The following is a 13,069-nucleotide window of genomic DNA, read 5'->3' on the forward strand; positions in this document are numbered from 1 at the left end:
CATGCAAGACGGTCGGGCGCGCTGGCTTGATCTGGTTCCTACCCGGGTTCGGAGGAGGGGGGCGACGGACAGGGAAGGCGGAGGCAGGCGAGGCAGCCTGGGCGGTCGGGGCGGTTTTCGAGCGTCAACCGTCCCTCGTGGGCCTCGACGATCTGCCGGCACAGGGTCAGCCCGATTCCGGAGCCGCCCGGCTTGGTGGTGAAGAAGGGGACGAAGAGGTTCGCGGGGTTGGCGAGTCCGGGTCCGGTGTCGGTGATGCGGACCTCGACTTCCCGCCCGACCCGAACCCACTGGATCTCGATGGCGTTGTCACGATCGGGTGGGCCCTGGTCGGCGGCTTCGATCACGGCGTCGGCGGCATTGCGGACCAGGTTGATGAGAAGTTGTTCCAGTTGGTCACGATCGGCGTGGAGGGTGACGGGGGGGCCGGGGCGGACGAGGACTGGAACGCGGGTTTCGAGTCCGGCGACCCGTTCGATCCAGGGTCCGACCTCCATCGGAGCGCAGCGCGGGGCGGGAAGGCGGGCGAGCTGGGAGTAGGCCTGCATGAACCGGGAGAGGGCCTCGGCGCGCGCCGAGATGAGGGCGAGGCCGTCGCGGACGTCCTCCCGCCAGTCGGGAGGGGGCGGGTCCTGGCGGCACAGGTCGGCGAGGGTGCCGGCAACGGACTTGATGGGGGCGAGGGAATTGTTGAGTTCGTGGCCGAGGACGCGGAGGAGGCGTTGCCAGGCCTGGCGTTCCTCGTCGCGGAGGGCGCGACTGAGGTCGGCGACGACGAGGAGCTGGTGGGGACGGCCGCCCTGCCGGAACTGGGAACGGCGGAAGCCGAAGCGCCCGATGCCGCCGGGGAAGGTCATCGGGGCGACGCGGCTGGCTTCGCCTTCGAGCGAGGCGGCGAGGCCGAGTTCGTCCGCGGTGCGGCCGAGGAGCTGTTCGACGGGACGGGCGAGGAGGCGTTCGGCGGCGCGGTTGGCGAGGCGGAGGCGGCGGGTGTCATCGAAGGTAAAGATGGCGGCGTCCAGTTCCTCGATGGCGGTGCGGAGCAGGGCGGAGGCTTCGAGGGCGCCGAGGCGCTGTTCGCGAAGGGTGTCGGCGAGGGCGTTGATCTCGCCCGCGAGCGCCTCGATGGCATGACGTCCGGGACCGGCGTGGGCGCGGATGGAGAAGTCGCCATCGCGCAGGGCGGCCACGACGCTGGCAAGGGTGCGCATCGAGTAGGAGGTCCGTTCCCGCCAGAGCATCACCAATCCCAACGTGGCCCCGACAAGCGCCGCGCCGCCGAGAAGGCGCCACGACACCGGGGTGGAGGTCAGGCCCAGCAGGACGAGGGCCGCGATCAGGCCGGGCAAGGGCAGCAGCCAGACGCCAACCGCGAGCGGACGGCGGGATCCGGGAGCGGCGGACTGGCGGCGGGGAGGCACGCTTGGGGGGGCTAGAGCTGGTATTTTTCGAGACGCCGGTAGAAGGCGCTCCGGCTCAGACCGAGGGCCTCGGCGGCCTTCTGGGCGCTGCCATCGAAGCGGGCCATGGCCTTGCGGATCATGAGGCGCTCGACGTCTTCGAGGCTCAGATCCTCGAGGCGCGGTTCAGCGTCCCGGGCGGGGCGGAGTCCGAGGTCGGCGGCCTGGATTCGATCGCCGCGGCACATGAGGACCCCACGTTCCACGGCGTGTTCGAGTTCACGGACATTGCCGGGCCAGGGGTAGTTTCGGAGGGCCTGGAGGGCGGCATCGTCGAAGCCGGCGATTTCCTTGCGGTAGCGGCGGGCGTGTTCGCGGAGGCCGTGGTCGGCGAGGAGCGGGATGTCCTCGGTGCGTTCGCGAAGGGGGGGAAGGTGGATCTCGATGGTGTTGAGCCGGAAGAGGAGGTCCTGACGGAACCGGCCCGTTTCGACTTCGCGGCGCGGGTCGGCGTTGGTGGCGGAGATGAGGCGGACATCGGCCTTCTGGGTGCGGGAGGAGCCGACGCGTTCGAACTCGCCGGTCTCGAGGACGCGCAGGAGTTTGGCCTGCTGACCGAGGGGGAGGTTGGCGATTTCGTCGAGGAAGAGGGTTCCGCCCTCTGCCAGTTCGATGCGGCCGACGCGGTCGGTGCGGGCGTCGGTGAAGGCGCCCTTCACGTGACCGAACAGTTCGCTCTCGAACAGGGCCTCGGTGATGCCGCCCATGTTCACGGTCACCAGCGACTTGGCGGCGCGGCTGGAGGCGGCGTGGAGGGCGCGGGCGACGACGCCCTTGCCGGTGCCGTTTTCGCCGGTGATGAGGACGTTGGCGGACGAGGGACCGACCCGTTCGATGAGGTCGAGGACGGGGCGCATGGCGGGCGACTCGGCGATGAGGACGGGTCGGACGCCGCGAAGGATTTCGTTTTCGGCCTGGAGTCGTTCGCTCTGGCGGCGGGAACGACGGAGGGCGACGAGGTTGCGGACGATGGTGACGAGGCGGGCGTTTTCCCAGGGCTTCTGGACGAAGTCCTGGGCGCCGCGGCGCATGGCTTCGACCGCCAGATCGATGGAACTCCAGGCCGTCATCACGGCCACGGCCGGGGCGGGATCGAGGGCCTGGAGGCGGGCCAGCAGATCGAGTCCCTCCTGGCCGGACGTGGTGTCGCGGCTGTAGTTGAGATCCATGAGGAGCGCATCGAAATCGCGTTCCTCGAGGGCTCGAAGGACGGCGGCCGGGGAGGAGACGGTCTCGATTTCGTAGCCTTCGCCCTTGAAGAGGAGACGGAGCGCGGCGAGGACATCGGCCTGGTCATCGGCGATCAGGATGCGGCCGGTCGGCGCGGACATGCCGGGAGTCTCGGCCCCGGGACCCGGCGAGGGCAAGCGGGCAACCGCTGGACACGTGCGCGGGGGGTTGGCCACGGTATCCGCACATGAAGCACGGTTTGCGGTGGTACTGGCACCGGCTGCGGGCCATGGGAGGGGCGGAGTTGCGGGAACGCCTCGCGCAGCGGTGGCGTCAGGCGGCGGATGGCAGGAGGGTGCCGGATTTCAGCGCCGTGCCGGTAGGTGAGCCCGCTTCCTTGAGCTGGCCCACGTTGCCCGTGCACGAGACGGCGCCGGAAGTGGTCCGGGAGGCGTTGGCGCAGGAGGCTGAGGCGATTCGGGCCGGGCGATGGCGGCTGTTCGGTCATCTGTCCATCACGGTGCATGATCCGCCGCGCTGGTTCATGGATTACGCGGCGGGGCGCGAGGTGCCGACCGCCCGTCCCGGGTTCCGGCTGAACCACCGGGAACTGCCGCGCGGAACGGACATCAAACCGATCTGGGAGATCAGCCGCTGGAGCGAACTGGTGCGTCTCGCCCAGGCCGGCTGGGTGCTGGGCGAGGCGGAGCCGGCGGCGACGTGTGTGCGATGGCTGGCGGACTGGGTGCGGCGCAATCCACCCTACCTGGGCTGGAACTGGACCAGCGCGCTGGAGGCGGGCGTGCGGCTGTTGAACTTCGCGTCGATCGACGCGCTGCTGGAGGCGGCCGGGACGGAGCGATCGGAGATCGAGACGCTGCGACAACGCATCCTGCCCGCGCATGTGTGGTACGTGTGGCGGCACCGGTCCTTCGGCTCCTCGGCCAACAACCATCTGCTCGGGGAACTGGCGGGGTTGCTGGTGGCGGAAACCCGGTGGCCGGCCCTGGAACGTTGGGGCGGCCCGGTCGAGTCGCTGCACCGGCAATGGGAAGCCGAGGTGCTGCGGCAGTTCGCCCCCGACGGCGGCAATCGGGAACAGGCGCTGCATTACCAGTTGTTCTCCTGGGAACTCTGCTGGGCCGCCTGGCGCGCTCTCACCGCCGCCGGACGCCCGGTCTCCTCCCAGGTTGAGGAGCGACTGCGCCGGGCCGCGGATTTCTTTGTCACCGTGCAGGCGCCATCGGACCCCTGGGACTACGGCGATACCGACAGCGCCACCGTCACGCCCTGGGCCCTGGATCCGACCTGCTCCGAAAGGGAGTGGTGGGCGTGGTTCTCGGCGTCCGCCTCAAGCCCGGGCCTCCAATGGTGGCTGGGCGATCCGCCCGCGCCCGTCGAACCGCCGGCCTGTGTGCGGACCGCAGATGACTGGCTGGTTTATCCGGAGTCCGGCCAGGCGATCTGCTGGAGCGGGGACTGGCTGGGGCGGTGGGACCTGTCACCGCTGGGACTCGAACCCATGGCAGCCCACGGACATCTGGACGCGCTGCATCTGTCCCTATGGCTTCGGGGTGTGGCCCTGGTCATCGATCCCGGCACGGGCGCCTACTACGGCGATACCCGGTTGCGGTCCTGGCTGGCCTCCTGGGGGGCTCACAATGGACCGCATGTCCCGGGCCCAGCCTTCAACTTCCCGCGGCGCCTGGGTCCGTTCCTGTGGGAACAGGCGCATGCCGTTCCCACTTGGCGCGTCTCTCCGGAGGGCGGCATCGACGCCGGATTGCAGCTTCCCCACGGGACGGTCCGGCGACGCGTCACCCGCCTTTCAGGGGGTGGGCGGGACGGATGGCAGGTGGACGATGTGATTGAACCTGGCCAGGGCGGATGTGCTGACCTGATTCGGGTGTGCTGGCAGTTCGCGCCAGGAACCCGGCTGGAGCCGGAACCGAACAATCCCCACCGATACCTGGGGGAACGTCGGGGAGTGCCGTTCACAGTGGGCATCGATGCCGCCTGGCGGCAGGTGCGGTTCATTCCTGAAACCACCGGCACCGTGGCCTTTCCCGTCGAAGGCGACCTGCTCGGGCTCTGTTCGCCAGAGTTCCGCCGGGTGCAATCCGGTCCGGTGCTCATCCTGACCGCCAAGGGCACCAATCCGGCGCGCTACCGGACAACCTTCCTGGCCGGTCACGCGCCTCACATGGAGACACCGGGACCCCGGTGACTCAGGAAGGATTGAAGCGGTTTTCCTCGCCCTCGGAGGCCGTCGGGTCGCCGGGTTTCGGTTCCGCCGGGGTGGCCTGCGGCACGGGTGCCTCCGCCGCGGGCGCATCCGCCGCGGGCATCTCCGCCACCGGAACGGCTGACGGGTCGGACGGGTCGGACGGCTCTGCAGGGACAGCTTGGGGGCTGGGAGCCGGCGACTCGGTCACCGCGGCGGCGGGCGGTTCGGAAGCCGGCAGCGGCTCCGTACCAGCAGGGGCGTTGGCATCCGTGGCACCTGGATTGACGGGGGCTTCTGGGGACACGGCAACCGCGTCGGCGGCTGCAGTCGCCTCGGCCGCTGTGGATTCCACCGGCACGCCTTCCCCAAGGGTCGGCGCTTCGGGTGTTGGTTCAGGGCTTTGGGTGGCACCGGCACCTTCGGCGGGCGGGGCCTTGGGGGTCCTGGGAAGCGGCTGCGGACGCGGCGCCGGACGCTTGGCGGATTCGAGATGGCCGTTGGCGAACTCGATGACGTGCCCTTCGTGGATGAGCCAGTGCAGATCCGTGACGATCGCCTGGAGTTCGGGAGAAGGCGGTTCCTCGGCGGCGGCCGGTTCAGCACCCGGTTCCGGCGTGGGCGGCAGCGGAACTCCCAGGCTCTCGAGCAACCGTCGGCGGGTGCAGTCCGGCGTCGCGTCGATCGCCTGCATGATTTTTCGGATCCCATCACCCACCGGGGTGCTTTCGAGATCCAGGAACCGGGGCCGGGCAACGGCAACATGCAGAACGGTCTTGTTGACCTTGAAGAAGTGCAGTCCGCGATGGGCGAAGTCGTCGCTCAGGCGGGTGACCAGTCTGAGGGGGAACCGCTGCTGCAGGTCGAATTCGCGCCGGGCCAGACGGCGCAGCGGCGGCGGCAACGCCTCCCGGGCAGCCGGAGTGCGGACGGTATGGCGGTTGACGGGCCGGAGGATGTTCGAGAGGTGCACCTCCCGGAAGTGCTTCTCGACCGCCTCGCGGTTGGGGAGCTTGAGGGGTTCGGGCAGGTTGAGGCAGTTGTACTCGTACTTGAAGCTTTGCTCTTCGATCCACTGCTTCACCACCGCCTCGTCGCGGACCATCTTGACCCGGGACTTGTACACATCGAACGGCAGCCGCGAAAACCGTTCGGCGTGCAACCGTTGCAGCTTGATCTGGTACTCGTGCAGGTTTGGCGGCCCCAGGACGACCCCGCTCATCCCACACTGGGCGACCAGGGTGTAGGTGCCCTTCGGCGGATCGACCGCGATCTTCTCCGTCTGGTAAAAGGTGTCGAAGTGATGCGCCATGATGTGCCGCACCGCCTCGGATTCCGTCATCCAGACCGAGTCATCCAGGTTGCAGACATACAACTGTCGCGGCGAGCCGTCGGCCAGGTTGCCGGTGGCTCGGAACTCGATGAGGTAACGATCGGGCCGCTTCAGGATGAGGTGGCCGATGTCGAAGAGCGGATAGGCGCGCCCTGTCTGCCGGATTTGCCGGGTCAACGAGTCCACACCGTTCGGCTCCGGAATCAGGTCTGCGGAGATTCCCTCCGGTAGTTCCTCGACCGGCTCACGGCGGGGTCCTTCGAACCGGGACCCGCCGCTCCGTCCCCGTCCGCCCCGGGCGTCGTCACGAGGCCCGCGTCCGGGACCACCCTGGGGTCGGGGCCCGCCCGGGCCCGGTCGTCGCTCCCCGCGAAACTCGCGACGAGGCCCCATCGAGTCACCGCGTCCGCGGCTCTGGGGTCCCCGGCGGTCCCGGTCACCTCCCCCCTCGAAATTGGCGTAACGGTTGGTCGCCTGCGGCTGTCGTGCCCAGGCCGGTAGCAACTGGAGGTCAAGATCCAGTTCGATTTCGGGCTTGTCGCTCATGACACAAACGGACGGACCGGCATGAAGCGCGGCTTGAATCCTGCGCGCTGCCGGGAGAATCAGCTTGGCGGTCCCGGGCGCCCATTGGCAAGCGCTCCGTGAACTGCCGGCTGGGCTTCGTCGGGGCTCGGGGCCCCGGTATAGCTCCGCGAGCTCCTTCAGAGTGCTGCAATCTATTAGACAGGCATTTTGAGTTTGACGCTCGCGCCGCTCATTGCTTATCCTTTCCGCCATTCAGCCATCGTTCGGCTCCTCCGCACTCGCCTCGTGCACTTGCACCGCCGTCCCTAACGCACCCATCCCACCATGAGAACCCCACGCATCACGGCCGACCCCGCCCTCCCCGCCACCTACCATTGCATGTCCCGCGTCGCCGGCGGGCTCCATCTCCTCGACGACTCCGGCAAGAACAAGCTCCTTAACATCCTCCACCACCTCGCCCGCTTCTGCGACATCGACATCATCACCTTCTGCATGATGTCCAACCACTTCCACCTCCTCATCCGCGTCCCGCCCAAGCCCCTCCCGGACTCCATCCCGGACGACGTCATCCTCGCCAAACTCGAGGACTTCTACGGGCCCAAGGCCACCCTCCCCACCCTCGCCCGCGCCGCCCTCAACAAGGGCCAACCCATCCCCGACGACATCCGCCAGGCCGTCCTCTCCCGCATCGCCGACCTCTCCATCTTCCTCCAGGAGTTCAAACAACGCTTCTCCCGCTGGTACAACCGCCGTCACGGCCACGCCGGCTACCTTTGGGGCGAGCGCTTCCGCGGTGTCTGGTGGAGAAGACTGTCCCAGCACCACTCACTTATCACCGCCTACATCGACCTCAACCCCGTCCGCGCCGGCTTGGTCAACGATCCCAAGGACTACCGCTTCTGCGGCTACGCCGCCGCCCTCACCGGCGACAAGGTCATCCGCCGCGGAATCATCGGCTTTCTGGGCGCAGCCGACTGGAGCGTGGCGTCAGCAGAATATCGCCTGGCGCTTTACGTGATTGGTGGGACGTCGGGGCGGAGCGACAAGCGGGTGCTGGACCCGGAGGCGATCCGGGCGGAGCTGGCGCGGGGCGGGGAGTTGCCGCTGGGGCAGATCCTGCGGCTACGGATCCGGCACATGACCGACGGGGTGTTCCTGGGATCGAAGGAGTTCGTGGACCAGATGTGGGAGCGGCACCGGGACAAGTTCGGCAAGCGGCGCAAGAGCGGCGCCCGCACCATCCGGGGCGCTCCCATCCCTGGGCTGACCGTGTTACGCGATCTCCGTGTCGATGCGGTGGGGTAAGTCGCTTCGGCTGAGCCGATGTCGCCGAGTGCCTCCACCTGTGTGGTGCCCCACCGTTCGGTGTCGACGATCCCGAAGACCCGCCGCGCTTTCCGGTAGGGAGATTGCTGCATGACCTGATCGACCAGGCGATCGAACGCAGCGATGCCGCTGTGCGCTTCGCAACGACCGAACACCTTGGCAGGGAGCACGTCCCACGCCGCCGGATAGAAGCAGGCTCCCTTGCGCTCGTATTCGTGCTCCACCTTCATCGCTCAGCCGGGGCGAGCGGGCGTACCGGGATGGATGCGGGCCCGGACCTGAACGCTGGTCTTTTCGTCGGCCGAAAAGACGCACTCGTCCTCACGCAACGGTTGGCCCTCCCACAGACATTCGTAGAGGGTGGGGCAGGCGGCCGGCCTTGCGAACGAAGTGTGGATCGCGCAGAAAGATCCAGCAGCGATGGAATCACAGACGGAGGACGTTGTGGTGGAGCCAACGCCAGAGCGTGCTGCCGCTGATCTGGGCCACCAAGCAGGACTCGACGACGTTGCGAGTCAGTTCGGGGAGGCTCCAAAGCGAGAGCGGGCGGCCGAATTGGCGAGGCATTTCACAGGCCCGGGGTTTGACCTGGACGACCAGTTCCGAGGGGGAAAGCCCGTGGCCGACCCGGGCGTGGCAGTTCTTCGAGGCCGCGGAGTCGCTCAAGAAAGAAGCGCTTGCGGCATTGGCTGACCACCTCGCGATGGGTGTCGAGGCGGGTGGCGATCTCGTCGTTGGGGACGCCTTGGGCGGCGAGGAGGATCATCCGGGCGCGGAGGACTTGAAAGTATGGCAACGTATACTTGGTGGCTCTTCGATGGAGCTCGCGCTGTTCGGCAGGTGACAACCGGATGGCAAATGGGCTTCTTCTCGGCATGGCTTGGCGTTTTCATCGCCGGTCCATCCACGGCGCAACCGCCGCAACGGAGCGCGTTTAGATACGTATCCAGATTTGAGGAATGAACCACTAAGGATTGGTGTGCTTCACCTTCCCGGCCGCTTCGATCAGGGCGTCGGCCAGGTCCCGGGCAGTCCATCGATTGCCGTCGAACTGCCGGTGAATGCGGCCTTGAGGATCAAGGACCACGGTCCGGAGATTGTGCGAGATGCTGCCCTGCTCTCGGATCAGCCGCAGATCGAGAGCCGGTGCCAACCGGGCGATGGCGTTGGTGCCGAGCACGGCAAACCGCCACCGATCCTCATCGGCGCCCCGATATCCTCGGGCGTAAGCCCGCAGAACGGGCGGCCGGTCGAATTCGGGATCAAACGAGAGCGAAAGGAAGAACCAGTTCGTCGGGGCCTTGCTATCGGCCCGAAGCAGGCGCCGCGCCTCCGCGAAACTGCGGTTCATCAACGGACAGAAGTCCGGCAAAGGGCAACGCGTAAAAATGAAGCTGAATGCAACCGCCCGGCCCGCAAGCCGCGAAAACCGTTGAACCCGGCCGTTCTCGTCCAGAAACTCGACATCCGGCGCCAGATCGCCCGGGTTCAACTCGCGCACGGGCAGCAGCGTGAAGGCGGCCTCCTCCGGATCGATCCCCTCATCCTCTGGTGCATGAACCCGGCCGACCACCCGGAGGTTGTCAATCCAGTGCGTTGCGTCGTCGGCCAGCAGCCGGAACGTCACCACGTCGCCCGCCTGAACCCCCGCCAGTTCGTTCGTATCGCGCACGTTCAGATCCATGGTCATGCGCGGCATGTACCCCGGAATCTCGTCGTGCCGGATGACCGCAGTGCGGCGATCCGCCGCTATCTCCCGCACCTCCCCACGCGTCTCGTGAACATGCCGCGCTGCAGTCGCCTCTCCCGCTGGTCGATCACAGCCCACCATCGCCCAGCCGAGTCCCACGATACAAGCGAGTCGAACCCAATCTGGGAAGGGAACCACGACAGAGAACCCAGCTTGCCGCCGGACCGTCCACCGGCCCGATCCCGCAACAGGGGCCGGCCTCATGGCTGATGCGCCCCCATCTGATAGCCGGCGTCGGCGATGACCTTGGCAACCGCTTCCAGCGTCACCCGGTTGGTGTCCACCGCCACCTGGGCGAGCGATCGCCCGAAATGCACCTGCGCTCCCGTCACCCCTTCGGTGCGCAGCAGCTCCTTGCGCAGGCCGCTGGCGCAGCCGTCACAATGAAGTCCGCCGACACTGACCTGCCAGACGGCGTTGGCACCCTCCACTGCTCCCAGGTCAGTGAACGCCGCCCCTTGCGGGCCGGGCCCGCATCCGCTCACCACCGCGCCTGCCGCCGCTAATCCCAATGCCAATCCCACGAGATGCAATCGTTTCACGCGTATCGAATCCGCCACCGAAGCGGCCGGGCTCCATTGCCCGGATCCGCACGCCGGACGGGAACCCAGAGTATCCCGGCGGCGACGCCAAACACAACGGGTCTTCCGCCGCACGCCGAAGGCGCCGGTCATCCCGAAACGTTTGACAGAATGGCAGGCAAGCTGAGGGTGGCAGGCGATGAGTGGTATGCCTCGACGCACCCTCCTTCGCAGGATCGGGCTCCTTTCGAGCGGCGCAGCACTGGCCCCGCTGACCGCCGCTAGGACGGGGTCCTCCCCGCCCGCGGAGATGGCCCCGTGCCCACCGGAAGCTTGGGAGTATGTCCCAATTAGCCCGGAACGTGCGGCGGAGGGCACCTATCGCCATTATCCCGGCCACGGCTGCATGTATGCGGTATTTCGAGGGATTGTGGAGACTTGGCGCGAAACCCACGGCACCTCCCTCCAATCGTTCCCCTACCAAATGATGGACTACGGCCATGGAGGGGTGGCGGGTTACGGAACGCTCTGCGGTGCCCTCAACGGGGCGGCGGCCGCGGTGGGTCTGTTCGAGGCCAGCCAGCGCGTCCGCGATGTCCTGCTCGTCGATCTGTTCAAGTGGTACGAACACTCGTCTCTGCCCCAGCACAGGCCCCCGGACCAACCGGCGGTTCCCGTCTCCGTTGCCGGATCCGTCCTTTGCCATGCCTCGGTTGCCCGTTGGTGCACGGTCGCGCAGTCCAACCCCTACTCGTCCGATCGAGGAGAACGCTGCCGCCGGCTCAGCGCCGACGTCACCCGCCACACTGTCGACTTGCTCAATGGCAATCGCAGCAGACCCCGGCGCGACCTCATGGTGCGGGACGGGTCCTCGGACTGCATGCAATGCCATGCGCCCAAGGCACCACCGGCGACCACGGTGCGCACCCTGATGTCCTGCCAGTCCTGTCATAGCGTCCCCGCAGGCCATCCGGATCCAAGCGCCACCGTTCCGGCGCGGATCTCGTTACGCCTGATCCCGTGAAAGGAGATCCCAGGATCCGGGCAGGGCCGTTTCCTTCCACGAAAAGAACGTCTCCCGTTGGGCAATCGGATGGGAGGGATGCGAATGAGGGCCGCAGTTGAGGGCCGCAGTTGAGGGCCGCAGTTCCCGGAAATCGCGGCGGGAAGGGAAGACTGGTCGGGACGACAGGATTTGAACCTGCGACGTCCTGGTCCCAAACCAGGTGCTCTACCGGGCTGAGCTACGTCCCGACTCGATCCGGATCGAAGTCAATCAGCCGGACTCGCCCCGCGCAATGCTGATCTTGGACATTGGACAGTCCGGCACCCCAACCGCCCATGCCCGCCCTTCATGGATGGATTGCAGACCGGTCGCCGCATAGGGGTCAGGAACCCCACGGCATTGGGTTGCCGGACCTGCCGACGTTCGTCGTAGTGCAACGCGTCCGGGCATCGGCCTTTGGCAGTAAATAGGCAGGCGCTTTGCTATTTACCATCCGCGATTCCGGGGGCAGGGAGGGGGGCGACGGGCGACGAACGGCAAAATGTCAGACACATTAACTTTTACTCAAGTCGGCATCCGGCGTCAGGGGGATGGGCGGGGGCACTCCATGCGACGGCGCTCAGTGTGGCCGGAGGAAATGGGGCGGGAGCGGATGCTTCCCAACGCCCACCTTCAAGAAAATCGCCCCCCTTGAATTTTCTTTGTAAGAAATCCCGCCCACGCCGCGTTATCCGGGCGTGCTGACAATCTCCCACCCGGCGTATGGCCTTTCCTGTTCGGGGTTGGACGACTGGAAAGAGTCGGGTTTCGCGCGGCCCCAAAACCACGCGGCGCCGTGCCGGTCCAAGACGCATGGATCGGTGCGCACCCGACGGCCGACCCTCACTTCCGCCGCCGAGGGTGCCGGGTGGGCCACTTTACTCCATGAGCATCCTCATGCGCGACACACCGGAACACGAACGCCCCCGCGAACGCCTGGCCACTCTCGGTCCGGACACGCTCCGGGACAGCGAACTCATCGCCATCCTCCTCCGCACGGGGATGGCCGGCGTGCCGGTCACCACCGTCGCGGAACGACTCCTTCACAGCTTCGACCATTCGCTCACCCGGCTCGCCGGTTCGCCGCTGGCCCATCTGCGCCGGATTGCCGGAATCGGTCCGGAGAAGGCCGTCACGCTCAAGGCCGCCTTCGAACTGGCCCGGCGCCTCTCGCTGGAGGCGCGCCGGGACACGCCCCTGCTCGATACCCCAGAACGCGTCGCGGAACTTCTTCGCGAGGAGTTCCGTCTCCTGGAGGTTGAGACCTTCTATCTCATCCTGCTGAACACGCGGCGTCGCCTGATTCTCGCCGAGCGCCTCACCCAGGGTACCCTCGACACACTTCTCATCCATCCGCGCGAAGTCTTTCGCCGCGCCATCACCGCCAACGCCTCCGCCATCATCCTCGCGCACAATCATCCCTCCGGCGATCCCACGCCGTCCGAGGCGGACGTCCGGGCGACCCGCGACCTCATCCGCGCCGGTCAACTTCTACGCATGGAGGTCCTCGACCACATCATCCTCGGACTTCGCACCACCGAACGGCCGCGCGATTATGTGTCGCTCCGCGAACTTGGCTACTTCGCCGGGCCCTGAGCGGGATCAGGACGGTTGGCCCCAGAATCGTTGCCCGCGACATGGCTCGTGCCAAGGTGTCATCGCCTGCGAATCCGACGCTCCGTGGTCACTTACTCCACTCTCGGAAAGGATCC

At 67.2% G+C, this 13,069-nt stretch carries 10 protein-coding genes and 1 tRNA gene; 4 read left to right on the forward strand and 7 right to left on the reverse strand.

What is annotated here, in order from left to right; all coding sequences use genetic code 11:
* Positions 1-38: 38 nt before the first annotated feature.
* Both KF833_01740 and KF833_01745 read right to left on the reverse strand, forming a co-directional pair.
* Positions 39-1,421 (reverse strand): PAS domain-containing protein, encoded by a 1,383-nt coding sequence (locus tag KF833_01740; protein ID MBX3744008.1) that lies wholly within the window; start codon positions 1,419-1,421, stop codon positions 39-41.
* 11 nt (positions 1,422-1,432) lie between these two features.
* Entirely contained in the window at positions 1,433-2,791 is a 1,359-nt protein-coding gene (locus KF833_01745) for a sigma-54-dependent Fis family transcriptional regulator (protein ID MBX3744009.1), read from the reverse strand.
* A gap of 86 nt (positions 2,792-2,877) precedes the next feature.
* Between KF833_01745 and KF833_01750 the strand changes: the two genes are divergently transcribed.
* Complete coding sequence (locus tag KF833_01750; GenBank protein MBX3744010.1) at positions 2,878-4,857, forward strand: heparinase II/III family protein; 1,980 nt, start codon at positions 2,878-2,880, stop codon at positions 4,855-4,857.
* 1 nt (position 4,858) lies between these two features.
* Here KF833_01750 and KF833_01755 read toward each other — a convergent pair whose 3' ends face one another.
* Positions 4,859-6,733, reverse strand: coding sequence for a hypothetical protein (locus KF833_01755; GenBank protein ID MBX3744011.1), 1,875 nt, complete (start codon positions 6,731-6,733; stop codon positions 4,859-4,861).
* Between the two features lie 306 nt (positions 6,734-7,039).
* Here KF833_01755 and KF833_01760 point away from each other — a divergent pair, with 306 nt between their 5' ends.
* Positions 7,040-8,020 (forward strand): transposase, encoded by a 981-nt coding sequence (locus tag KF833_01760; GenBank protein ID MBX3744012.1) that lies wholly within the window; start codon positions 7,040-7,042, stop codon positions 8,018-8,020.
* Between the two features lie 589 nt (positions 8,021-8,609).
* On the opposite strand, the gene KF833_01765 is transcribed toward KF833_01760, so the two are convergent.
* The 3 genes from KF833_01765 to KF833_01775 all read right to left on the reverse strand — a co-directional run bounded on the left by KF833_01765 (position 8,610) and on the right by KF833_01775 (position 10,333).
* Positions 8,610-8,837, reverse strand: a complete 228-nt coding sequence (locus KF833_01765) for a helix-turn-helix domain-containing protein (GenBank protein MBX3744013.1) — start codon at positions 8,835-8,837, stop codon at positions 8,610-8,612.
* Between the two features lie 171 nt (positions 8,838-9,008).
* Positions 9,009-9,890, reverse strand: a complete 882-nt coding sequence (locus tag KF833_01770; GenBank protein ID MBX3744014.1) for a copper-binding protein — start codon at positions 9,888-9,890, stop codon at positions 9,009-9,011.
* A gap of 101 nt (positions 9,891-9,991) precedes the next feature.
* The gene (locus tag KF833_01775; GenBank protein MBX3744015.1) at positions 9,992-10,333 is read right to left on the reverse strand and encodes a heavy-metal-associated domain-containing protein; all 342 of its coding nucleotides are present in this window, start codon (positions 10,331-10,333) and stop codon (positions 9,992-9,994) included.
* A 289-nt stretch (positions 10,334-10,622) separates the two neighbouring features.
* Between KF833_01775 and KF833_01780 the strand changes: the two genes are divergently transcribed.
* Positions 10,623-11,336 carry a C-GCAxxG-C-C family protein gene (locus KF833_01780; protein ID MBX3744016.1) on the forward strand — a complete coding sequence of 238 codons (714 nt, stop codon included), beginning with the start codon at positions 10,623-10,625 and terminating at the stop codon, positions 11,334-11,336.
* A 153-nt stretch (positions 11,337-11,489) separates the two neighbouring features.
* Here KF833_01780 and KF833_01785 read toward each other — a convergent pair.
* A tRNA-Pro gene (locus KF833_01785) sits at positions 11,490-11,566 on the reverse strand.
* A gap of 604 nt (positions 11,567-12,170) precedes the next feature.
* On the opposite strand from KF833_01785, the gene radC reads away from it, so the two are divergent.
* Positions 12,171-12,953, forward strand: coding sequence for a DNA repair protein RadC (gene radC, locus KF833_01790; GenBank protein MBX3744017.1), 783 nt, complete (start codon positions 12,171-12,173; stop codon positions 12,951-12,953).
* The last annotated feature ends 116 nt before the right edge of the window (positions 12,954-13,069 follow it).

It is taken from the genome of Verrucomicrobiia bacterium, assembly GCA_019634625.1.
Lineage (GTDB): Bacteria > Verrucomicrobiota > Verrucomicrobiia > Limisphaerales > CAIMTB01 > CAIMTB01.

What these genes read in the sequence shown, in the direction of transcription:
- KF833_01745 (MBX3744009.1), bottom strand. Translation starts at nt 2,791, where the DNA reads ATGTCCGCGCCGACCGGCCGCATCCTGATCGCCGATGACCAGGCCGAT.
- KF833_01750 (MBX3744010.1), top strand. Translation starts at nt 2,878, where the DNA reads ATGAAGCACGGTTTGCGGTGGTACTGGCACCGGCTGCGGGCCATGGGA.
- KF833_01755 (MBX3744011.1), bottom strand. Translation starts at nt 6,733, where the DNA reads ATGAGCGACAAGCCCGAAATCGAACTGGATCTTGACCTCCAGTTGCTA.
- KF833_01760 (MBX3744012.1), top strand. Translation starts at nt 7,040, where the DNA reads ATGAGAACCCCACGCATCACGGCCGACCCCGCCCTCCCCGCCACCTAC.
- KF833_01780 (MBX3744016.1), top strand. Translation starts at nt 10,623, where the DNA reads ATGGCCCCGTGCCCACCGGAAGCTTGGGAGTATGTCCCAATTAGCCCG.
- radC (MBX3744017.1), top strand. Translation starts at nt 12,171, where the DNA reads ATGGATCGGTGCGCACCCGACGGCCGACCCTCACTTCCGCCGCCGAGG.